Consider the following 20,663-nt stretch of genomic DNA (forward strand, 5'->3'; position numbering starts at 1 on the left):
CACACCATGTCACTCTGCCTGCCCACCTACGTGGTGATCGACGCCTCCTCGTCGATGAAGCCGCACGAGGCGGTGCTCAACGCGACCCTCTCGCGTCTGCACTACAACCTGGCGACGAATCCGCGCGTCTCGGAGTTCGCCAGGGTCAGCGTGGTCGCCTTCTCCACCGACGTGCACGTGGTCATCCCGATGTCGGACATGGAGCAGGTCCCGAGCATGCCCGAAGTGATCTGCGGCGGAGGCACCGAGTACGGCAAGGCCTTCGACCAGTTGCGGCAGAGCATCGAACAGGACGTGAGCAGCCTGCGGGCGCAGCAGTACAGCGTGCTGCGGCCGGCGGTCTTCTTCCTGACCGACGGCGCTCCGACCGACGCGAGGTGGCAGGACGCCTTCCGCGCGTTGGTGGACCGGAACTGGCCGCGCCATCCGCACGTGATCGCCTACGGCTTCGGCGCCGCCAGGCGCGACGTGCTGAAGGAGGTGGCGACCAAGGCGCTGTTCATCGCCGACGGTTCGGACACCGAGTCGGCGCTGAGCGGAGCGATCACCGGTCTGCTCAACACCCTGATCGCCTCCTCCCAGACCGGTCAGATGCACATCGCCACCGACGTCAAAGGCTTCGAGTACGTGCAGGTCGCCCAGGAATACGTGGACTGAGCGTGGACACCGACCCGCGTACCACGGCGCCCCGGGCGCTGCGGGCCTCCGCCGGGCTGTCCGTGCTGGCCGCGGTGCTGCTCGCCTGCGGCGGCGTGGTCGAGGTGGCGGGCCATTTCGGCGGCTCCTCGACGAACGAGGGCGGAGGCGGCTCGTACCCGGCGACGCCGGTGCCGGTACAACCGGCCCCGGCCCAGACCCCGGCCCAGGCCCCGGCCCCTGAGGCCTCCTCGCCCGCTGCGGTGCCGTCGCCGAGTTGCCCGCTCTCGGCCTCAGCCACCCAGCTGCCCGAGCCGACGACCACCCCCACCACACCGGCGTCTCCTTCGGAGCAGCCTTCGGGGAAAGGGGCATCCCGGACGAAGACTCCCGTGACGAGGACTCCTGTGACGAGGGCTCCTGCGGAGCGGAGTACTGCTCCGTAGCCGCGATACCGGCGGGGGAGCGGGGGGTGAGGGTGCCGCTGACGGTGGCGCCGTCACCCGAACGCAGTCGCTCCGGGTTCTCGTGGGGCCCCGGAGTCGCCCGGAAGGCGGCTCCGGGGCGCCTCCTCAAGGCGGATCCGCCGTGGCGCAGGCGGTGTCGGGGCCTCGTTCCGGCCGTTTCCATGGGGCTCGACGCGGGGGTTTCCGTCGCACCGGGCGGGGGTGCGCACCTCCGCTCCGTCGGTCGGCTGCGCCATCCGGGTAGGCGTCGGCGGGCGGGGTCGGCGGCCCGGACGGGGGTGCTCGGGGAGGGGGCGCGAGGGTCGGGGGCTCGCGCCGACGCGGTCGTCGCGGGGGCCGGCGGCGGACCGGTGGGCGGTGGTGTCCGGTGCGCGGGAGCGGCTGTTTCGAGATGCCGGACAAAAGGTATTTGACGGCGGATCAGTCGCGGAGCCGGTCGGGCGGCTCCGCGTCCGATCCAGCTCGTCGGGGGGTCGGTCGGGAGGGTCGGATCCGGCCGCAGGGGCGCGGTTCGGGCGGCCGCGTCGGGGTGCCCTTCGCATGCCGAGGACCGGTCACGGTTGCGGTCCAGAAGCTGCGAGCGGGGGCGTCAGGCGGATACTGGAGATGTGAGAACGGCTCTGGCAGGCACATCCCTGACGTGCCCGCCGCTTAGGGCTGTCTCACGGCAACGGCAGTCTCTGTCGTGCTCCCCGGGTCCGCGCCGTCGGCGTCGGCCGTGGACGTGCGGCGTGCCAATGCAAGGGAAGAAATGGAGTCGTGATGAGTTACTTCAACCGCAGGGACCGCGGTCGCGGACGTGAACGTGACCGTCGCCGCCGTCGCCACGGCCGCCGTCGTCGGTTTGGCTTCTGGTGACAGATAAGGGCGGTCCGGGCTGTGCTTAACAGCCCGGCATGACACCCATCCCTGGGGCCGGCGGTATCACCGCCGGCCCCTCATCCTGAGTGGGGTTCCTCCATGCACGGTGCGACGCCCATGGGGGGTCCGGAGGACCGGGCAGCCGACCGGGCCATCGACCAGGGGCCGGTGGCGGACTCGCCCGCCATCTCGCTGCGCGAGCTGTTCCGGCGGTTCTGGCCGTGGGTCCGACCGGACGTGCGCTGGCTGCCGCTGAGCGCGGTGCTGCTCGTTCTCGGCGCCTTCGGCGAGGTCGTCTCGGTCTGGATGTTCAAGGACCTGATCGACGAGGTCCTGGTGCCCCGGCACTTCGCCGATTTCTGGCCGCTCGGCGGCACGATGCTCGCCGCGGCCGCGGTGGCGGCGCTGTTCACCTTCGCGGGCACCTACACCGGCACCTGGATCGCGGAGCGGTACCTGCTCCGGCTCCGTACCGGCACACTGGCCCATCTGCACACCCTGCCGCCCGACACCCTGGAGACCCGCTGGCGCGGCGACCTGGTGGCCCGGATGACCGCCGACATCGCGACGATCGAGCAGATGGTCGCGACCGGTCTGGTCGAGGGCGCGGTGGCCTCGGTCAGCCTGGTGCTGTTCGCCGGCGCGGCGTTCTACCTGAGCTGGCCCCTCACCCTGGCGGCGCTGATCGTCGCGCCGCTGTTCATCCTCACCACCGGTTTCTTCGGGCGCCGCATCCGCATCCGGGAGCGGCAGGTCCAGCGCCGCGCCGGCGGCGTCACCGCGCTGCTGGAGGAGACGCTGCGCAACGTGGTGGTCACCCGCACCTGCGGCCAGGAGGAGCGCGAGGTCGAGCGGGTGCACCGCGAGGGGAAGGCCCTGCTGGACGCCGAGCTCTCCGCCGCCCGGATGTCCGACCTCTACCAGCCCCTCCTCAACGTCCTCCAGATGCTCGCCGGGCTGGTCGTGGTGGGCGTCGGCGCCCTCCAGGTGATCCGCGGCGAACTGAGCCTGGGTGGTCTGCTGGCCTTCGCCGCCTTCATGGCACAACTGTTCGAGCCGATCCAGCAGCTCGCCGGGCTCGTCCCGCTCGCGGGCGCGGCCTGCGCCTCGGGCGAGCGCCTGCTGGAGATCCACGACCTGTCCAGTCCGGTCCGGGAGAGCCCCGCCGCGCGGGACGCCGGTACGGTCCGCGGCCGGGTCTCCTTCGAGGGCGTCCACGTCGCCTACGCCGGCAGCCACGACGCCCCGGTGCTGTCCGACGTCAGCTTCGACGTCAGCCCAGGCAAGGTCCTGGCCGTCATCGGCCCGAGCGGCAGCGGCAAGTCCACGCTCGCCAAGCTCCTGGTCCGCTTCCTGGACCCGCAGGCCGGTACCGTCCGCCTCGACGGCACCGACATCCAGGACCTGACCATCGCCTCGCTGCGGGCGGCGATCAGCTTCCTGCCCCAGCAGGCGCAGCTCTTCCACGCGACCATCCGGGACAACATCGCCTACGGCAGGCCCGACGCCCCGCAGGGCGACATCGAACGCGCGGCCCGCAGCGCGGGCGCCCACGGCTTCATCACCGCGCTGCCGCAGGGGTACGGCACGGTCATCGGCGACGAGGGCTTCCAGCTCTCCGGCGGGCAGGCCCAGCGGGTCGCCATCGCCCGGGCCTTCGTGCGCGGCGCGCCGGTCCTCGTCCTGGACGAACCCACCACCGGCCTGGACCCGAAGACCGTCCAGCAGCTGATCCCCCCGCTGCGCCGCCTGATGGCGGGCCGCACCACGATCCTGATCACCCACGACCCGGCCTTCCTCCCGCTGGCCGACCACGTCCTCACCCTCCAGCCGCAGGACGCCCCGCGGCCCCGCGCCCGTTTCGCGGAACCGGCCACCGGGCGCCCGGAGGTCGTCGCGGTGAACGTGTCCGAGGCGCTTCCGGGGGAGCGGGGCCACGGGCCCGGGTGACCTTCGCCCCCCACTCGAACGGCCGGGATCCGCAGGCTGCGGACCCCGGCCGTTCGAGTGCGTGCGGTCAGGAGACGACGACGGTGGTCCGCAGGTAGTAGACGAACGGCGGGCAGGCCGAGCCGCGGTCCGGGAAGGCGCACCGCCAGATCCAGGTGATGTCGCTCGTCCCGGCGGTGGCCGCGTTGAAGGTCGCGTGCGCGGTGTTGTCGGGGGTGGTGCTGCCCGAGGTCTGCGGCAGCACCGAGGGCACGGTCGCCGCCGGGACGGACGACAGCCAGGTGACGGTGTGGTCGCGGAAGGGCGGCAGGTCGATCTGGACCACGTCACCCGCGTGGACCTGCACGGTCTGGCCGTTGGCGGCGGGGCCGAGGACCACGACGTCGGCCAGGGCCGGCCGCGCCGGGGCCGCTGCGGCGGTGGTGACGGTGCCGGCGGTCAGGGCGAGGACGGCGGCGGGGGCTGTCAACAGCCTCAGGATCTTCATGGCACTCCCGGTACTCGAAGGTTCACGGAAACGGAGGTTCGCGTGGAACGGCGGTGCAGGGTGCGGAGGTTCCGGCCTCCCGTCTATCCGGCGCGGGCGGTCCGGCCGATGGCGCGGACCCGCCCGGGAGGGAAACCTCCGGCCAAGGATGTCCACATCCGCCGCTTCGGGCAAGGAGTGTGACGATCCGTCAGATGTGCGTGACCCCGGGTCGCCGTGACCCCGGTCCGGGCCCGGGCCGTCAGTCCCGGCGGCGGGCCGCCATCCAGACGTAGACCAGGATCCCGGCGAACAGGAACAGCACGCCCTGGTAGACGGCCGCGTAACCGGCGCCGGCCACCAGCCACAGGGAGAAGCCGAAGGCGCCCAGGCCCAGCACCGCGTCCCGGGCGAGCCGGCCCCCGGAGACCTTGTCGGACATGCCGCGCACCAGCCAGTACAGCTGCGCGGCGGTGGAGAGCAGGTACGGGACGGTCGCGGTGAAGGTGGTGACCAGCACCAGGATGTCGAACGCGCCCTTGGCGCCGGTGGCGAAGTTGAGGATGGTCAGCACCGAGGCCAGCGCGACGCTGGTCACGACGCCGAACACCGGGACGCCGCGCCGCTCCTTGGCGAAGGCGGCCGGGAACAGCCCGTCCTTGGCGGCCGCGTACGGCGCCTGGGCGGCCAGCAGCGTCCAGCCGTTGAGCGCGCCGGTCATCGAGACGAGCGCGGCGACGGCGATCGCCGTGCCGCCCCACGTGCCGCCGAACATGGCGTCCACGGCGTCCGAGAACGGCGCGGTGGAGTGGATCAGCCGGTCGTGGGCGACGGTGCCGAAGACCGCGAGCGTGCCCAGCAGGTAGACCACCGCCGCACCGGCCGTGCCGAGCACGCTGGCCCGCCCGACGTTGCGCTCCGGATCGCGGACCTGGCCGGCGCTCATCGCGGCCGACTCCACGCCCAGGTAGCTGAAGAGCAGGATGGCCGCGGCCGCCGTCATCCCGCCGGCCCAGCCGTGCCCGGTGGCGTCGAAGGGGCCCAGGTTGCGCGCGTCGAAGAAGCCCAGGCCGCCCACCGCGACCAGCAGCAGCGGGATGAACTTGAGGACGGTGGAGACGAGTTGGACGGCACCGACGTAGCGGGTGCCGGCCAGGTTCGCCAGCGCGGGCAGCCACTGGAAGGCCATCGCGGCGGCGATGCTGAGCCCGATGGAGTGGCCGACGGGCAGCAGCACGTCGAGGTAGCCGACGGCGGCGACCGCGAGCGCGGCGTTGCTGACCCAGGTGGTGATCCAGTACGACCAGGCCGACAGGAACCCGGCGAAGTCCCCGAAGGCCTCCCGGGCGTAGACGTACGGCCCGCCGGTGCGCGGGTTGCGGCGCGCGAGCTGCCCGAAGACGAGCGCGAGTGCGATCGCGCCCACGGTCAGGACGACGAAGGAGACCAGGCTGACCGTCCCGTAGGGGGCCACGGCGGCGGGGATCATGAAGATGCCGCCGCCGATGATGTTGCCCATCACCAGGGCGGTGGCGGTCGGCAGGCCGAAGCGGCCGCCCTTGCGGGGCGTCGGGGTGACCGCTTCCGGGGTCTCCGGCGGGCTCGGTCGGGTCGCCTGCCGGGGTGCGGCCGGGCTGGTCTGCATGAGGGTGGTGCGCCTTTCGTGGTCCTGCGCGTGCTCGGTGGAGCCACCGTTCATGCTCGAACCGGGCGGCACTCTGTACCAAATCGATGGGATTTGTTCAGTAGGCCTGGCATGTCACCGCAAGACTTGCGGTCCCGTGCCGGTCGGACGGGCACTCGTCCTGTGTGCTCCGGCCCGGTCGTTCGGTGTGCGGCCGGGTGTCCGAGGGTGTTCACCCGGGGGAGGGATGTCGTCACCCGAATGCCTCAGCCGGGTTGCGGCGCGCCGCGGCGCGTGCGCGTTCGTGTGCAAACGTTGGCCCGGCGCTTCCCCGGTGGGGCGCCGTCCGCCTGTCCGGTGGCCGCACCGGCCGTTCCGGGAGGCGGATCGAGGACCAGAATCGAACCAGAGGACATCAGATGTCGCTTCGTGGGAAGATCCGCAAGTTCGCCGTGATCGCCGCCGTGGCGGGCGCCGCTGCCTTCGCGGCGCCGGTGCCGGCGATGGCGGCCTGGCACGGGTCGCACTCGACGACCGGGGAGAGCCTGGAGTCGGGTTCGGCCGGCGTCGGCCTGTTCGGCCCGCACGCCAACTGGCTGAACGTCCACGAGCACACCGAGGACGACTGCTTCGGCGACTGCTGACCGACCGATGAGCCCGGGGGCCGCTGTGGGCCCCCGGGCTCATCGCTGCCCGCGCGGCGGGCCGAGCAGGTCAGGCGGGCAGGTCAGGCGGGCAGGGTGGGGGCGGCGGCCCGCTCGCGCAGTTCCTTCAGTACGGCGATGTCCATCGCGTGCCCGGTGCCGTCCCCGCCGTGCTTGCGGTCCGGGGTCTCCACCAGCAGCGGGACACCGGCCGTCTCCGGGTGCTCGAACAGCTCGCGGAACGGTTCCGCGCCGATCATCCCGGCGCCGATGTTGGCGTGCCGGTCCTTGCGCGCGCCGACGACGTCCTCGGAGTCGTTGGCGTGGATCAGCCGCAGCCGGCCCGGCCCGGCCGCCGACGCCAGGGCGTCCAGCGCGGCCGTCACCCCGCCCGGTACGGCCAGGTCGTGCCCGGCGGCGAAGGCGTGGCAGGTGTCCAGGCAAACGCCGACCTTCGGATGCCGGTCCAGCGCCTCGACGTACTCGGCGAGCTCCTCCAGCCGGGAGCAGAGCGAGCTGCCCTGGCCCGCCGTCGGCTCCAGCAGCAGCCAGGGCGCGTCCTCGCCGAGGGCGTCCAGTTCGTCCAGCAGCGGCCGCACGTCGGCCCGGACCTGTGCCATCGCCTCGGCCCGCCGGGAGCCGCCGCCGGGCGCCGTGCCGACCGCCGAGCCGGTGTGCAGGACGACGCCCAGCGCGCCGATCGCGTGGCCGCGGCGCAGCGAGTGCCGCAGCGAGTCGGCCGAGCGCTCTCGGGTGGCCGGGTTGTCCGAGCCGAAGTTGATCAGGTACGGGGCGTGCACCCAGGCGGGGAGCGCCTGCTCGGCGCAGGCCGCCCGGAACTCCTCGTCCTGCGCGGGGTTGCCCGGCGGAGTGGCCCAGCCGCGCGGGTTGGCCACGAACACCTGTACGGTCTCGGCGCCGACCCGGCGCGCGTACGCCAGCCCCGTTCCGGCCAGCCCGCGGGCGGCCACCGGGACGTGGGCGCCGACCGGGTTGCGGAGGGTGCCGAGGTGCGCTGCGGGTGCGGTGGTCATGGCCCCGAGGATGTCACGCCGCAGGTCGGCGGTGGCACGCGGCCCGGTCGGCGGTGCCGGAGGCGGTCCGAGGGCGTGCCGTGCGGCTCGGCCCGGAGCGCGCCGCGCCGTACGCGCCACGCCGGGCCGTCCCACCACCGGCCGACGCCCCGTCAGTCCCGCAGCCCAGCCCTGGTGGCGGGCCCACCCGGCGGCCCATAGCGTCGAGTCGGCCGCACCCACCGGCCGTCACCGAACCTGCACACCGTGCAACAACAGACACCGCGTACCTAGCGCGCCGCCCGGCAGGCTCCGGCCGCACCCCGGCGAGCGCGCCGGAAAGAACAGGTCACCACTCATGCCCACGCGACGGGTCCACCACTTCGCCGCGGCCACCGCCGCCGCCACCGCCCTGACCACCGTCCTCGCCGGCCTGGCCGCCGTGCCCACGGCCCACGCCGCCGACGGCCTGCACGTCGTCCTGCCTGGCGAATCGATTCAGCAGGCCGTCGACGCCGCCCTCCCCGGCGACACCGTCCAACTGCTCGCCGGCACCTACCCCGGCAGTGTCCGCATCACCACCCCGGGCCTCACCCTGCGCGGCGCCGGCGCGGACAGCGTGATCACCCCCGGGGACGGCACCGAGAACGCCTGCGCCACCGCCGGACACGGCCTCTGCGTGGACGGCACCGAGGCGGCCCCGCTGCCGGACGTCACCATCGAGACCCTCGCCGTCACCGGCTTCCGCAAGAACGGCATCGACGCCAGCGGCACCACCGGCCTGACCGTGCGCGACACCTACGTCCACGACAACGCCCAGCAGGGCATCAGCCAGGAGATCTCCACCCGGGCCCGGATCGTCGGCAACCGCGCGACCCGCAACGGCCAGTCCGGTGTCTTCCTCGCCAACTACGCCTACCGCGAGGGCGGCGCGCCCGACACCGGGGGCACCGTCGTGGAGGGCAACGAGCTGACCGAGAACCGGGTCGGCGTCACCGTCCGCCGACTGCGCGGGCTGGCCGTCCAGGACAACGAGCTCCGCGGCAACTGCGCCGGCGTCTTCGTGGTCGGCGACGAGGGCGTGCCCCGGGCCGGGGACCTCGACGTGCGCCGCAACGAGGTCGTCGCCAACAACATGTTCTGCCCGGCCAACCCGCGGCTGGGCGCCATCCAGGGCGCGGGCATCGTGCTCACCGGCGTCGAGGACGCCCGGGTCACCGACAACGAGGTCCACGACAACGTCGGCAGCTCGGACTTCTCCGGCGGGATCGTCCTCTTCAAGAGCGTCGTCGGCGTCGCCAACGCCCGCAACACCGTCGCCGACAACCACCTGAGCGGCAACAGCCCGGCCGACATCGCCGACCGCGACACCGGCGAGAACGCGTTCGCCCGCAACAACTGCGCGCGGTCCGAGCCGTCCGGCCGCTGCTGAGCCGCGGCACCCGCACCCGGTACGACCCACCCCCGGCACGCGCCCCCGGCACCCCTGCCCCCGTCGACAAGGAAGACCTCCCATGACGATCGCACCGCCCCCGACTCCCCAGGCCGCGATGCGCCTGCGCGAGCTCGTCTTCGGCGCCGCCTGCGCCGCCGCCGTCCGCGCGGCCGCCCGGCTCGGCGTCGCCGACGTGCTCGGCGACGCCCCGACCAGCCTCACCGATCTCGCCGCCGCCCTCGACACCGAGCCGCTGCCGCTGCGCCGCCTGCTGCGCGCGCTCACCTGCTACGGCATCTTCTCCGAGACCTCCGACGACCGCTTCGAGCACACCGAGATGTCCCGCCTGCTGCGCGAGGACGCCCCCAACTCGCTGCGCTACATCTCCCTCTGGTGCACCGAGCCGTGGACCTGGGAGGCCTGGCCGAAGCTGGACGAGGCGGTCCGCTCCGGCCGCAACGTCTTCCCCGAGCTGTTCGGCAAGGAGTTCTTCGACTACCTGCACAGCGACGCGGGCGACTCCGCGAAGGTCTTCGACAAGGCGATGACCACCTCCAGCCGGCAGTCCGCCCACGACCTCGCCGAGTACCTGGACCTCACCGGCGTCGACTCGGTGGCGGACATCGGCGGCGGCCAGGGGCACGTGCTGGCCAGCCTGCTGGAGAAGCACCCGGCGCTGCACGGCACCCTGCTCGACCTGCCCAAGGTGGTCGCCGGCGCCGAACCCCGGCTCCAGGACGGCGGCGCCTTCTCGGCCCGCGCCCGGCTGGTGCCCGGTGACTGCCGGGTGGAGATCCCGGTCCGCGCCGACCTCTACATCATCAAGAACATCCTGGAGTGGGACGACGAGAGCACCCGCCGCACCCTCGCCAACGTGGTCGCCGCGGCCCGGCCCGGCGCCCGCGTCGTGGTGGTGGAGAACCTGGTCGACGACAGCCCGTCGATGCGCTTCACCACCGCGATGGACCTGATGCTGCTGCTCAACGTCGGCGGCGCCAAGCACTCCAAGGAGAGCATGGTGCGGCTGATGGAGGACGCCGGACTGGACGTCGCGGACGTCCACCCGGTCAACCCCTACCTGCACGCCTTCGAGGCCACCGTGCGCGGCTGAGCACCGGCCCCACGCGAACGACCGCCGTCCCCCGGGAGTCGGGGGCGGCGGTCGTTCGCGTTGCCGGTCAGGCCGGGTGCGAGGAGTCCAGGTGTGCGAAGACCACCACGTTGTCCGAGTAGTCCTTCTGGCCCTTGTCGTACGAACCGCCGCAGGTGATCAGCCGCAGCTGGGCGTCGGGCGTCTGGCCGTACACCTTGTCGTCCGGGAAGGCGTTCTTGGGGAAGGCCTCCACCGAGTCCACCGAGAACACCGCGACCGTGCCGTCCGCGCGCTCCACCTCGATCTGCTGGTCCGGTTGCATCTGGCTCAGCATCACGAACACCGCCGGGCCCGTGGTGGTGTCCACGTGCCCGGCGACCACCGAGCTGCCGAGCTCGCCCGGGGAGACGCCGTCCCGGTACCAGCCGACCAGGTTGTCGTCGTCCGGCGGCGGCGCGGTGAGCTGGCCCTCCGGACCGAGCGTCAGCTCGGTGAACGGGGCGTCGACGCCGATCTGCGGGATCCGCAGCCGGGTCGGATTGGCACGGCCCAGCGACGGTGGCGCGGGGGCCGGTTCCTCGGCGGCCTCCGCAGGGGCCTCCGTAGGGGCCTCTGAGGGGGCGTCCGCGGGGGTGGTGGCCGGTGCGGACGGGCGGGGGGTGGCCGGCGCCACGATCGCCGGGGGACGGATCATGCGGGACGCCGAGTTGGCTCTCGGCGTGGTGTCGACCGAGTTGTACATCAGCAGCAGGCCGACCGCCGCCGCACCGATGCCGGTGCGCAGCAGTCGGGACATTCCAGGGACGGGACCGCCCATCGCTCCTCTTTCTCCATTCCCATGCGCAGCCGGGCCGGTGACGGCCCGAAAAAGTCCGAAAGGTCCAGAAGGTCCAAAACGACCCGCCGCCCCCGTGCGCGCCGCCCTGGTGGGGAGGCGCGTGGGGGCGGCGTCAGATGCCGGACGTCAGATGGTGGCGCCGGTGTTGCGGCGGTTGCGGCGCAGCGCGTACGCGCCGGCCCCGAGGCCGCCGATCAGCAGGACGGCACCGGAGGCGAGGCCGCCACCGGACAGCGTGGTTCCGGTCTCGGCCACGGCCAGGCCGCCACCGCCGGCGTGCACGCCGCCGTGCGGGCCCTTGCGGCCGTGCTCGCCACCGCGGCCGTGCTCGCCGCCCCGGCCCTCGCCGCCCTTGTCGCCGCCGCGGCCCTCGCCGCCCTTGTCGCCGCCGCGACCGTGCTCGTCGCCACGGCCTTCGCCGCGACCGTGCTCGTCGCCGCGGCCCTCGCCGCGACCGTGCTCGTCGCCACGGCCTTCGCCACGGCCGTGCTCGTCGCCACGGCCCTCGCCGCGACCGTGCTCGTCGCCACGGCCTTCGCCACGGCCGTGCTCGTCGCCACGGTCGTCGCCGCGACCGTGCTCGTCGCCGCGGTCGGACTGGTCCTGCGAGGTGGAGCTCTTCGCCTGGTCGGCGGAGCCGTCGGCGAAGGCCATGGGGGTGCCGACGGTGAGAACGGCGGCGACGGCCGCCCCGGCCAGCAGAGTGCGTGCAGAACGCATGAGGTTGATCCTTCCGATACACAGGCCCGCGATCGCCGGCACGGCGCCGGACAAGGGAATTCGTGGGAACTGCGTCTGATTCACCGTCAACCACCGCGACGTCCGCCGCCACCGGAGAGTGGCGACTTGGGTACGGACTGTGCTCGATTCGAGTGGAGTCCCGGCCCGGTTCACCCGGGTGCCCCAGTGAGACGGGTGAAAAGGATTCGCGGCGGTCCGGGCCGATTCGGTCCTGTGCTGACGGCGTGTTGGGCCCGCCCCGAAGGCGCTGACGCCGCGTCGAGCCGCCCCCAGAAGGCGCTGACGCCATGTCGGGCAAGTCTGGACGGCGCTGACGCGATGTCGGGCAGGCCCGGGATGGCGCTGACGCGATGTCGGGCAGGCCCGGGATGGCACTGACGCCGCGTCGGGCGGGCTTGGATGGTGCTGACGTGCCGTCGGGCGGGTGTGGGCGGCGCTGACGCCGCGTCGGGCCGGCTCGGACGGCACTGACCCACGTCCGGTCGATCCGGACGCGCACGTGGGCCCGCCCCCGGCGGATGGCCGGGGGCGGGCCCAGGACGAGCGGGACGGGCGGGACGGGGTCAGCGGTCCCAGCGGTAGAACTCGTGCGCCATGGCGTCCTTCGGCTCGCGCCAGGTGGCCGGGTCGTAGGCCTGGACGAAGGCGGTCAACCGGTCACTGACGGACCGGAACTCCGGGTGGCCGATGACCTTGGCGACGGCCGGGCCCGGCGGGCGGTCGGCCTCGATGAGGTGCAGGTAGACGTCGCCGAACTGGAACAGGCTGCGGCCGGTGACGCCGATCAGGTGCGGCAGTTCGCCCTGGTCGGAGGTGGCGAACACCTCGGCGATGTCCGGCGCGGCCTCGGGCTTCATCCGGGCGACGATCAGGGCGCGGTGCATTCCGGTCACCGCTCCGCCGCCCGCTTCTCGACCTTCTCGCGGATCAGCTCCAGTTGGATCCGGGAGTTGCGGTTGATGTGGTTGACCATGCCGTGGTCGTCGACCGGGGCGGTGGGCTTCATCGCGAAGTCCTGGATCCAGCGCATCCTCGTCCCGGCCGGGACCTCCGCGTACTCCCAGCGGATGTCCATGAACTCGAACGGGCCGGGCTCGACCCGGCGGGCGCGCACCGCGAGCGAGGACTTGTCGGTGGTGCGCTCGGAGACCCAGCTCCACACCTGGCCGTTCTCGTCCGGGTGCATGGTGAGCCGGAAGCGGACGCTGTCGCCGTCGCGCTCCAGCACGTCCACCGAGGCGTACTCGCTGAAGAGGTCCGGCCAGTTCTCCAGGTCGTTGGTGATCTCCCAGACCAGGTCGAGGGGTGCGGCGATGACGATCTCGTTGTCGGTGTGTCCGGGCATCTCAGGCACCAGCTTTCGGGGAGAGGAGGGAGGTGTTGACGAGCTGCAGGAACTCGGCCGGGGTCTTGGCGGACTCGGCGCCCGAGGTGACCTTGAGGCCGTGCCGGTTCTCCAGCTCGCCGACGACGCCGAGCAGGCCGAGCGAGTCGACGCCGAACTCGTCGAACTGCGCGCCCGGGCGCTCCAGGTGGAGCGGGTCGACGGTGACGCCGGCCCGGGCCTGGATCAGGGCGGCCAGCTCGTGGTAGCTGAGGGTGTTGCTCACGGGATGTCCCTTCGGTGGAGTTGCGGGTGCGGATTCAGGGCCGGTCTCCGCACCGGAGCACCAGTGCGGAGTTGGAACCCATCAGCCCGCGGCTGAGCACCAGTGCGGTGCGCAGTTCGGCCGGACGGGCGCGGCCGGTCACCAGGGCGAGGTCGTGACTGACCTCGGTGACGTTCGGGGTGGGCGGCAGCACGCCGTCCTCCATGGCCAGGACGGCGGCCGCCACGTCCAGCATCGGCGCGCCGCAGTAGGCCCGTCCGGTGCCGGACTTGGGGGCGGTGACCGGGACGCGTTCGGCCGCCGGGCCGAGCGCGTCGGCCAGTGCGAGCGCCTCGGCCCGGTCGGCGGCCGGAACGCCGAGCGCGTCCGCGAAGACCACGTCGATCTCCTCGGGCGCGATCCTGGCCTCGTCCAGGGCGATGCGGATCGCGGCGGCCAGCCCCTCGCGGGACTCCTCCCAGCGGGAGGCCCCGGTGAAGGTGGAGCCGTGTCCGGCCAGGTGGGCCCGGACGGCGGCGCCGCGCCGCCGGGCCGCCTGCTCGTCCTCCAGCAGCAGCATCGCGCCGCCCTCGGCGGGGGCGAAGCCGCAGGCCTGCGCGGTGAACGGCAGGTAGGCCCGGTCGGGCTGCCCGGCGAGGCTGACCTCCGGGTAGCCGAGCTGGCAGACCATCGAGTACGGCGCCAGCGGTGCCTCGGCGGCGCCCGCCACCACCGCGTCGGTGCCGCGCTCGATCGTGCGGGCCGCGTGCGCCAGCGCGTCCAGGCCGCCGGCCTCGTCGCTGGCGACCACCCCGCACGGACCCTTGTAGCCGCCGCGGATCGAGATCTGGCCGGTGCTGGCGGCGTAGAACCAGGCGATGGACTGGTACGGGCCGACGAACTGCGGCCCCTTGCCCCAGAGCTGCTGGAGCTCGCGCTGGCCGAACTCGCCGCCGCCGGAGCCGGCCGCGGTCACCACCCCGACCGCGAAGGGATGCTCGGGGTCGGGGTGGAATCCGGCGTCCGCCACCGCCAGGTCGGCGGCGGCCATCGCGTAGTGCGTGAACCGGTCGGTCTGCACCAGGTACCGGCTGTCGATCGCGGCCCGCGGGTCGAAGTCCCGCACCTGGCCGGCGACGCGCAGCGGCAGCCCGTCGCAGCCCTCGCGGGTGATCCGGTCGAGGACGCTCACGCCCTGCCTGGTGGCCTTCCAGAAGGCGTCGGCCCCAACGCCGTTCGGCGCCACCACGCCGAGGCCGGTGACCACCGCCCGGCGGCCCTGCTGACGTGACGTCATGACACTCACCCCGTTCTGTTGAGCACGACGGCGGACTGGAATCCGCCGAATCCGCTGCCGACCGAGAGGATGTGGCTCAGCGGCAGCTCGCGCGCGGTGCGCGGCACGTAGTCGAGGTCGCACTCCGGGTCCGGAGTCTCGTAGTTGGCGGTCGGCGGCACCACGCCGTGGGCCAGCGCCAGGGTGCAGGCGACCACCTCGATGGCGCCGATCGCGCCGAGCGAGTGTCCGACCATCGACTTGATGGAGCTCATCGGCGTCCGGTAGGCGTGGGCGCCGAGCGAGCGCTTGACGGCGGCGGTCTCGTGCCGGTCGTTCTGCTTGGTGCCCGAACCGTGCGCGTTGACGTAGCCGACGTCGGTGCGGTCCACCCGGGCGTGGGCGAGCGCGTCGTCGATCGCCCGGGACATCTCCAGCCCCTCCTGGGTGAGGCCGGTCATGTGGTAGGCGTTGCCGAAGGTGGCGAAGCCGCCGATCTCGCCGTAGATCCGGGCGCCGCGGCGGCGGGCGTGCTCCAGTTCCTCCAGCACCAGGACGGCGCCGCCCTCGCCGAGGACGAAGCCGTCCCGGTGGGCGTCGAAGGGCCGGGAGGCGTGCTCCGGGTCGTCGTTGCGCTCGCTGGTGGCCTTGATGGCGTCGAAGCAGGCGACGGTGATCGGCGAGATCGGCGAGTCGGAGGCGCCGGCGACGCAGATGTCGGCGCGCCCCTCCTCGACGGCCTGGAAGCCGTAGCCGATCGCGTCGAGGCCGGAGGTGCAGCCGGTGGAGACGGTCTGCACCGGGCCGTGCGCGCCGGTGCGCTCGGCGACCGTGGAGGCCAGCGTGCTGGGCGCGAAGGCCCGGTGCAGCTGCGGCTCGGCCCGCTGGTGGTCGACGTCCCAGCGGGCGCCGCCGGCGCTCACCAGGGCGTAGTCGTGCTCCAGCCGGGTGGTGCCGCCGACGGCGGTGCCGAGCGAGACGGCGACCCGCCACGGGTCCTCGGCGGCCAGGTCCAGGCCCGCGTCGGCGATCGCCTCGTCCGCCGCGACCATCGCGAACTGCACGTAGCGGTCGGCCCGCTGGACGTCCGCCGGGCCCAGCCCGTGGGCCGCCGGGTCGAAGTCGACCTCGGCGGCGATCCGGGAGCGGAACCCGGTGGGGTCGAAGAGCGTGATGCCCCGGGTGGCGGTGCGGCCGGCGGTGAGGAGCTCCCAGAACGCCGGGACCCCGACCCCGCCGGGCGCGACGACGCCGATCCCGGTGACGGCGACGCGCCGGGTCACGAGGCCACCTTGGCGTGTTCCGGCGGCCCGGCGGCGGCGGTCTCCTCGGTGTCCACGTGGCCGAGTTCGGGGCGGGGGGCGAGCGGGCCGAGGTGGAACACCATCCGGGCCTCGGTGTCGCCGACGTTGCGGAAGCGGTGGCGCATGTTGATCGGGATCATCAGGCCCTGGTTGGGCCTGATCGGACGGCTCTCGCCGTCCAGGTCCACCTCCAGGTCGCCGCTGACCACGAACACGAACTCCTCGGAGTACGGGTGGTAGTGCTCGCCGATCCGCTCGCCGGGCTGGACGATCGCCAGCCCCATGAACCCGCTGGTCGCCCCGCAGGTGGTCGGGGTGAGCATGGCGCGCAGGTCGCCGCCGCGCCGACGGTTCTCCGGTGCCTCGTCGACGTGCACGATCCGTGGGTACTGCGTGGTCATGGTGTCTTCCTCCGAGAGATGCGGCTGGTTCTTCAGTTGTCCTGCGAGCTGCGGTCGGTGACCGGGTTCATGGCGCGGGCCGCGAGGGCGGCGGCGAGTCCGATGGAGGTGCGCAGGTCGCCCTGCGGGCCGAGGTCGAGCAGTCGGCCGAGCGCGGCGGCCTCCTGGTCGCCCGCCACGCCGAGGGCGGCCGCCGGGTCGGCCTCGGCCGGCACCCGCAGGTCGACCAGGCGCACCACCACGTCCGCCCGGTGGAACACGGTGCTGGCCGCGACCGGGCCGGTCGGGTCGGCGGTGGCGAGGTTGTCGTAGTCGGCGAGCAGCTCGGCGACGGCCTGCCCCTCGCCCGGGCGGACGGGGTACAGCACGGCGTGCCGGTGCAGCCGGGCGGAGGTCGGGGAGCTGGCGATCGCCTGGTGCTTCGCCGGCAGCGCGGCCCGGGCGAAGAAGGCGCGCGCGGCCTGCGGGTCGCCCAGCTGGCGGGCCTCCTCCAGGTACGGGTTGATCGCCTCCTCGACGGCCCGCACCTCCGGCTGCATCGCCACGTGGCGCAGCGCGTCGCCGAGGTTGCCGACCACCTCGACGGCCCGGACCACCCGGTTGCCGTGCATGAACAGCGAGGTGCGGTGGAGCCGGGTGTGCTCGTCCACCTCGGCCCGGGGCGAGGCGTAGCCGGACAGGATCCGGGCCACCTCGTGCTCGCTGCCGGGCTTGACCGTGAAGGTGAGCGCGTGCCGGACCACGCCGTCCGGGCCGGGCTCGGCCTTCGGCGGGCCGACGTGCCCGGCGGGCTCGGTGCGCGCCAGGCCGGGCGGGACCTCCAGCGGGGCCCGGGTGCCGGTGGAGCCGGCCGCCGAGGTCTCGCGCAGGATGCCGTAGCGCAGCGAGCGGAAGTTGTCGCTGACGCAGCCGTGCATCGGCTTGACCATCTCGCGGTGGGCGGGGCTGTCCACCCACTCCAGGAAGGTGTCCTGGTCCTCCCACTCGCTGGTGATCAGCCACTGGCGGGGGTCGTTGATCGACTGGCACAGCTGGTCGCTGACATGGCCGGGCACCGAGGCCACCTGGTGGCGCAGCTGCTCGTAGACGTCGAGGAAGCGCTGCTGGGCGCCGTCCTGGATCTCCAGCATCAGCACCACCCGGAGCCGGGTGTCGGAGTCGGCCTGCTGCTTCCGCTGCGGTTCGGACAGAGTTGTCATGATCCACTTTCTGCTCTGGGCCGCACGTTGCGGGCCGCGGTGGGCCGCGTCCGGGGGGTGCTCCCGGCTTGGGAGGGCGGTGCGACGGCGATCGGCCCGGTCGGTCGGCGCCAGGCCTGAAGTCGATCGTGAGCGGCGTACCGGGGTGCCGCGATATTTGCGGGCCATCCGGGCGAAGAGGCGGCACAAGCACCCTCCGGCGGGGGATGGAAGAGCGGGGCCCCCGGCCGTGCGGCCCCCTCGACGGCGGCCCCGATCCCAGCCGCCGGTCCGCTGAATCCCCTGACAGGGTGGAGCAATTGATGAATCCGAAGGTTGACGACCGGGTGCCGGTCCTGATCGTGGGAGGGTCGCTGGTCGGGCTGTCGGCCTCGCTCTTCCTCGGCCGACTGGGTGTCAGGCACCTGCTGGTCGAGAAGCACGCCGACACCTCGCATCACCCGCGTGGCCGAGGCAACAACGTCCGCACGATGGAGCTGTACCGGGTGGCCGGGATCGAGCCGGCGATCCGCGAGGCGGCGTCGGTCCTCGCCCCGAACCACGGCATCCTCCAGGCGCCCTCGCTGACCGGCACCGAGCAGGAGTGGCTGTTCCGGGAGATCGATCCCGGTGGGCGGCTCGCCCGGTTCAGCCCCAGCTCATGGTGCCTGTGCAGCCAGAACGACCTGGAGCCGGTGCTGCTGCGCGCGACCCGCGACCTCGGCGGCGACGTCCGCTTCAACACCGAGCTGGTCTCCTTCGAGCAGGACGCCGAGGGCGTCACCTCGGTGCTGCGCAGCCGGGAGACCGGCGAGGAGCGCCGGGTGCGCTCGGACTACCTGATCGCCGCGGACGGCCCGCGCAGCCCGGCCCGCGAGCGCCTGGGCATCGGCCAGAGCGGCCAGGGCGAGCTGTTCCACAACGTCAGCATCACCTTCCGCGCCAAGCGGCTGGCCGACGTGGTCGGGGACCGGCACTTCATCGCCTGCTACCTGACCAACCCGGAGGCGGACGGCGCGCTGCTGCCGGTGGACAACCAGGAGGAGTGGGTCTTCCACGCGCCCTGGCACCCGGAGCACGGCGAGCCGCTGGAGGCGTTCACCGACGAGCGCTGCGAGCGGCACATCCGCACCGCCGTCGGCCTGCCGGAGCTCGACGTGGAGGTGACCGGCCGGGCGCCCTGGCACGCCGCCGAGCGGGTGGCCGAGCGGTACGGCGCCGGGCGGGTCTTCCTCGCCGGGGACTCCGCGCACGAGATGTCGCCGACCGGCGCGTTCGGCTCCAACACCGGCATCCAGGACGCGCACAACCTGGCCTGGAAGCTCGCCGCGGTGCTCTGCGGGTGGGCCGGGCCGGAGCTGCTGGAGACGTACGGGCAGGAGCGCCGCCCGGTCGCGCAGGTGACCAGTGAGCGCGCCTCGGCCCGCTCGGCCGAGCACAGCCACCCCGGGTACGCGGTGGTGCCGGGTGCCGGGCGGCAGACCGGGGTGCTCGGGGTGGCGCTCGGCTACCGCTACCCGGTGGGCGCGGTGGTCGGGACGGACCCGGCGGGCGCGGTCGTCCCCGAGAAGTTCGAGTCGGCCGGGGAACCGGGCAGCCGGGCCCCGCACCAGTGGCTGCTGCGGGCGGGCGTGCGGCTGTCCACGCTGGACCTGTACGAGCAGGCGATGGTGCTGCTCACCGGTCCCGAGGGCGCGGCCTGGCAGGCCGGGGCACGGCGGGCGGCCGACCGGCTGGCCGTCCCGCTGGACGCCTACCGGATCGGCGGCGGCGCCGAGGACGACCTGGCGCCGGAGCCGGGCGCGGACTTCGCGGAGCTGCACGGGATCGGCCCGGCCGGCGCCGTGCTGGTCCGGCCGGACGGCTTCGTGGCCTGGCGCTCGACGGGCGCGGCGGACGATCCGGAGGCGGAGGTCGCCGGGGCCCTGCGGGCGGTGCTGAGCCTGTAGCGCCCGGCCCACCACGGGACCTGCCCGCCGGTTTCCCAACCGGCGGGCAGGTCTTCTTGCTTGACGGCGGATCCGGCCGGAGCCCCCGTCCGGCGGCCGTCGGTCAGGGGGCGGCGAGGTCGGACGGGTCGGTGTTGGCGCCGCACAGGAGGACGGCGACCCGCTCGCCCTCCGCGTGGTCGAGGGCCGCCAGGGCGGTGGAGGCCGCGTACTCGACGGCGATGCGGTGGTCCTCCCAGAGCCGGCGGCGGGCGCGCACGATGGCCTCGTCGTCGACCAGGACGGACCGGACGCCCTCGTGGCCGGCGGCGTGGACGGCCAGGGCGGTGGCGCGGCGGGCGCCGAGGGCGTCCTGCGCCACGGAGGACACCGGGACGTCGACGGGGCGGCCGGCGGCGAGGGCGGCGTGCAGGGCCCGGCTGCCCTCCGGCTCCACCGCGACCACCCGGACGCCGTGCTCGCGGGCCGCGACGGCCACCCCGGCGAACAGCCCGCCGCCGCCGACCGACACCACCACCGTGTCCAGCCCGGGGACCCGGGCGCGGATCTCCTCCAGCACGGTGCCCGCGCCGGCGGCGATCAGCGGGTGGTCGTAGGCGTGCGAGGCCAGCGCCCCGCTGCCCGCCGCGAACTCCTCGCAGGCCGCCAGCGCCTCCGCGTACTCCCGGCCGACCAGCCGCACGTCGGCGCCGTACGAGCGCAGCCGTGCCAGCTTCACCGGGGAGGCCGTCTCGGGCAGGAACACCGTGGCGCGCACGCCGAGCTCGCGCGCGGCCCAGGCACAGGCCAGGCCGGCGTTGCCGCCCGAGGCGATGGTGACCCCGGCGTCCGGCAGGGTGCCCGCCTCGGCGTGCGCGAGCAGGAAGTTCTGCGCGCCGCGCGCCTTGAAGCTGCCGGTGTGCTGAAGGAACTCCAGGGCCAGCCAGGTCCGCCCGCGGTCGTCCCCGGGGGCGACGGCGACCGGCCGCACCCTCCCGGCGATCCGCTCGCCGGCGGCCTTGACCTCGTCGTACGTCAATCGGTCCATCGTGCCTGCTCCTCAAGCCGGGTGCGTCGCCTCTGGGCTTGACGGTACGTCGCGGGCGCGGGACGAGGAAAGGATCACGGTCGGGGGGGGCCGGGGGGGGGGGGGGGGGGCGCCCCCCCCGGCGCCTAAAAAAAAAAACCAGACCCCCACACAAACCGCGAACAAGGGAGG

Annotated in this window: 19 protein-coding genes; 6 read left to right on the plus strand and 13 right to left on the minus strand. The window is 73.7% G+C overall.

The window, feature by feature from the left end:
- Positions 1-6 precede the first annotated feature (6 nt).
- Positions 7-657 carry a VWA domain-containing protein gene (locus ACFVTF_RS12700; protein ID WP_387812804.1) on the plus strand — a complete coding sequence of 217 codons (651 nt, stop codon included), beginning with the start codon at positions 7-9 and terminating at the stop codon, positions 655-657.
- 1,424 nt (positions 658-2,081) lie between these two features.
- Entirely contained in the window at positions 2,082-3,914 is a 1,833-nt protein-coding gene (locus ACFVTF_RS12705) for an ABC transporter ATP-binding protein (protein ID WP_387812806.1), read from the plus strand.
- 67 nt (positions 3,915-3,981) lie between these two features.
- On the opposite strand, the gene ACFVTF_RS12710 is transcribed toward ACFVTF_RS12705, so the two are convergent.
- Together ACFVTF_RS12710 and ACFVTF_RS12715 are read right to left on the minus strand one after the other, a co-directional pair.
- Positions 3,982-4,401 (minus strand): hypothetical protein, encoded by a 420-nt coding sequence (locus ACFVTF_RS12710; RefSeq protein ID WP_387812809.1) that lies wholly within the window; start codon positions 4,399-4,401, stop codon positions 3,982-3,984.
- A 241-nt stretch (positions 4,402-4,642) separates the two neighbouring features.
- Positions 4,643-6,025 carry an amino acid permease gene (locus ACFVTF_RS12715; protein WP_387813189.1) on the minus strand — a complete coding sequence of 461 codons (1,383 nt, stop codon included), beginning with the start codon at positions 6,023-6,025 and terminating at the stop codon, positions 4,643-4,645.
- Between the two features lie 398 nt (positions 6,026-6,423).
- On the opposite strand from ACFVTF_RS12715, the gene ACFVTF_RS12720 reads away from it, so the two are divergent.
- Positions 6,424-6,648: a hypothetical protein gene (locus ACFVTF_RS12720; RefSeq protein WP_387812812.1), complete on the plus strand. Its 225-nt coding sequence runs from the start codon at positions 6,424-6,426 to the stop codon at positions 6,646-6,648.
- An 83-nt stretch (positions 6,649-6,731) separates the two neighbouring features.
- Here the strand turns inward: ACFVTF_RS12720 and ACFVTF_RS12725 are convergent, their stop codons facing one another.
- The gene (locus ACFVTF_RS12725) at positions 6,732-7,682 is read right to left on the minus strand and encodes a deoxyribonuclease IV (protein WP_371521470.1); all 951 of its coding nucleotides are present in this window, start codon (positions 7,680-7,682) and stop codon (positions 6,732-6,734) included.
- Positions 7,683-8,019: 337 nt separating this feature from the next.
- Here ACFVTF_RS12725 and ACFVTF_RS12730 point away from each other — a divergent pair, with 337 nt between their 5' ends.
- Together ACFVTF_RS12730 and ACFVTF_RS12735 are read left to right on the plus strand one after the other, a co-directional pair.
- Positions 8,020-9,093: a nitrous oxide reductase family maturation protein NosD gene (locus ACFVTF_RS12730; protein ID WP_387812815.1), complete on the plus strand. Its 1,074-nt coding sequence runs from the start codon at positions 8,020-8,022 to the stop codon at positions 9,091-9,093.
- Positions 9,094-9,175: 82 nt separating this feature from the next.
- Positions 9,176-10,207 (plus strand): methyltransferase, encoded by a 1,032-nt coding sequence (locus ACFVTF_RS12735; protein ID WP_371521474.1) that lies wholly within the window; start codon positions 9,176-9,178, stop codon positions 10,205-10,207.
- A gap of 67 nt (positions 10,208-10,274) precedes the next feature.
- Here ACFVTF_RS12735 and ACFVTF_RS12740 read toward each other — a convergent pair whose 3' ends face one another.
- The 9 genes from ACFVTF_RS12740 to ACFVTF_RS12780 form a co-directional block, all read right to left on the minus strand.
- Positions 10,275-10,985, minus strand: coding sequence for a class F sortase (locus tag ACFVTF_RS12740; protein ID WP_387812818.1), 711 nt, complete (start codon positions 10,983-10,985; stop codon positions 10,275-10,277).
- Positions 10,986-11,153: 168 nt separating this feature from the next.
- Positions 11,154-11,747: a hypothetical protein gene (locus ACFVTF_RS12745; RefSeq protein WP_387812821.1), complete on the minus strand. Its 594-nt coding sequence runs from the start codon at positions 11,745-11,747 to the stop codon at positions 11,154-11,156.
- A gap of 584 nt (positions 11,748-12,331) precedes the next feature.
- Positions 12,332-12,652, minus strand: coding sequence for a TcmI family type II polyketide cyclase (locus tag ACFVTF_RS12750; RefSeq protein WP_387813192.1), 321 nt, complete (start codon positions 12,650-12,652; stop codon positions 12,332-12,334).
- Positions 12,653-12,657: 5 nt separating this feature from the next.
- The gene (locus ACFVTF_RS12755; protein WP_363585990.1) at positions 12,658-13,113 is read right to left on the minus strand and encodes an SRPBCC family protein; all 456 of its coding nucleotides are present in this window, start codon (positions 13,111-13,113) and stop codon (positions 12,658-12,660) included.
- Between the two features lies 1 nt (position 13,114).
- Positions 13,115-13,378: an acyl carrier protein gene (locus ACFVTF_RS12760; RefSeq protein WP_350879137.1), complete on the minus strand. Its 264-nt coding sequence runs from the start codon at positions 13,376-13,378 to the stop codon at positions 13,115-13,117.
- A gap of 34 nt (positions 13,379-13,412) precedes the next feature.
- The gene (locus ACFVTF_RS12765; protein ID WP_371521482.1) at positions 13,413-14,654 is read right to left on the minus strand and encodes a beta-ketoacyl synthase N-terminal-like domain-containing protein; all 1,242 of its coding nucleotides are present in this window, start codon (positions 14,652-14,654) and stop codon (positions 13,413-13,415) included.
- 5 nt (positions 14,655-14,659) lie between these two features.
- Entirely contained in the window at positions 14,660-15,916 is a 1,257-nt protein-coding gene (locus ACFVTF_RS12770; RefSeq protein ID WP_387812826.1) for a beta-ketoacyl-[acyl-carrier-protein] synthase family protein, read from the minus strand.
- Positions 15,913-16,338 carry a cupin domain-containing protein gene (locus ACFVTF_RS12775; RefSeq protein WP_371521486.1) on the minus strand — a complete coding sequence of 142 codons (426 nt, stop codon included), beginning with the start codon at positions 16,336-16,338 and terminating at the stop codon, positions 15,913-15,915. The genes ACFVTF_RS12770 and ACFVTF_RS12775 overlap by 4 nt, the downstream gene beginning before the upstream one ends.
- Before the next feature lie 32 nt (positions 16,339-16,370).
- The gene (locus ACFVTF_RS12780; protein ID WP_387812829.1) at positions 16,371-17,537 is read right to left on the minus strand and encodes a SchA/CurD-like domain-containing protein; all 1,167 of its coding nucleotides are present in this window, start codon (positions 17,535-17,537) and stop codon (positions 16,371-16,373) included.
- 302 nt (positions 17,538-17,839) lie between these two features.
- Between ACFVTF_RS12780 and ACFVTF_RS12785 the strand changes: the two genes are divergently transcribed.
- Positions 17,840-19,465: an FAD-dependent oxidoreductase gene (locus ACFVTF_RS12785; protein WP_371521490.1), complete on the plus strand. Its 1,626-nt coding sequence runs from the start codon at positions 17,840-17,842 to the stop codon at positions 19,463-19,465.
- A 103-nt stretch (positions 19,466-19,568) separates the two neighbouring features.
- Here ACFVTF_RS12785 and ACFVTF_RS12790 read toward each other — a convergent pair whose 3' ends face one another.
- A complete protein-coding gene (locus ACFVTF_RS12790) occupies positions 19,569-20,492 on the minus strand; it encodes a serine/threonine dehydratase (protein ID WP_387812833.1) in 924 nt (307 codons plus the stop codon).
- Between the last annotated feature and the right edge of the window lie 171 nt (positions 20,493-20,663).

Origin of the sequence: Kitasatospora sp. NPDC057940 (assembly GCF_042887425.1) — a bacterium.
GTDB lineage: Bacteria > Actinomycetota > Actinomycetes > Streptomycetales > Streptomycetaceae > Kitasatospora.

Excerpts from the sequence above, each read along its gene's own strand:
- ACFVTF_RS12700 (WP_387812804.1), top strand. The coding sequence starts at position 7 with ATGTCACTCTGCCTGCCCACCTACGTGGTGATCGACGCCTCCTCGTCG.
- ACFVTF_RS12705 (WP_387812806.1), top strand. The coding sequence starts at position 2,082 with ATGGGGGGTCCGGAGGACCGGGCAGCCGACCGGGCCATCGACCAGGGG.
- ACFVTF_RS12710 (WP_387812809.1), bottom strand. The coding sequence starts at position 4,401 with ATGAAGATCCTGAGGCTGTTGACAGCCCCCGCCGCCGTCCTCGCCCTG.
- ACFVTF_RS12715 (WP_387813189.1), bottom strand. The coding sequence starts at position 6,025 with ATGCAGACCAGCCCGGCCGCACCCCGGCAGGCGACCCGACCGAGCCCG.
- ACFVTF_RS12720 (WP_387812812.1), top strand. The coding sequence starts at position 6,424 with ATGTCGCTTCGTGGGAAGATCCGCAAGTTCGCCGTGATCGCCGCCGTG.
- ACFVTF_RS12725 (WP_371521470.1), bottom strand. The coding sequence starts at position 7,682 with ATGACCACCGCACCCGCAGCGCACCTCGGCACCCTCCGCAACCCGGTC.
- ACFVTF_RS12730 (WP_387812815.1), top strand. The coding sequence starts at position 8,020 with ATGCCCACGCGACGGGTCCACCACTTCGCCGCGGCCACCGCCGCCGCC.
- ACFVTF_RS12735 (WP_371521474.1), top strand. The coding sequence starts at position 9,176 with ATGACGATCGCACCGCCCCCGACTCCCCAGGCCGCGATGCGCCTGCGC.
- ACFVTF_RS12740 (WP_387812818.1), bottom strand. The coding sequence starts at position 10,985 with ATGTCCCGACTGCTGCGCACCGGCATCGGTGCGGCGGCGGTCGGCCTG.
- ACFVTF_RS12745 (WP_387812821.1), bottom strand. The coding sequence starts at position 11,747 with ATGCGTTCTGCACGCACTCTGCTGGCCGGGGCGGCCGTCGCCGCCGTT.
- ACFVTF_RS12750 (WP_387813192.1), bottom strand. The coding sequence starts at position 12,652 with ATGCACCGCGCCCTGATCGTCGCCCGGATGAAGCCCGAGGCCGCGCCG.
- ACFVTF_RS12755 (WP_363585990.1), bottom strand. The coding sequence starts at position 13,113 with ATGCCCGGACACACCGACAACGAGATCGTCATCGCCGCACCCCTCGAC.
- ACFVTF_RS12765 (WP_371521482.1), bottom strand. The coding sequence starts at position 14,654 with ATGACGTCACGTCAGCAGGGCCGCCGGGCGGTGGTCACCGGCCTCGGC.
- ACFVTF_RS12775 (WP_371521486.1), bottom strand. The coding sequence starts at position 16,338 with ATGACCACGCAGTACCCACGGATCGTGCACGTCGACGAGGCACCGGAG.
- ACFVTF_RS12780 (WP_387812829.1), bottom strand. The coding sequence starts at position 17,537 with ATGACAACTCTGTCCGAACCGCAGCGGAAGCAGCAGGCCGACTCCGAC.
- ACFVTF_RS12785 (WP_371521490.1), top strand. The coding sequence starts at position 17,840 with ATGAATCCGAAGGTTGACGACCGGGTGCCGGTCCTGATCGTGGGAGGG.
- ACFVTF_RS12790 (WP_387812833.1), bottom strand. The coding sequence starts at position 20,492 with ATGGACCGATTGACGTACGACGAGGTCAAGGCCGCCGGCGAGCGGATC.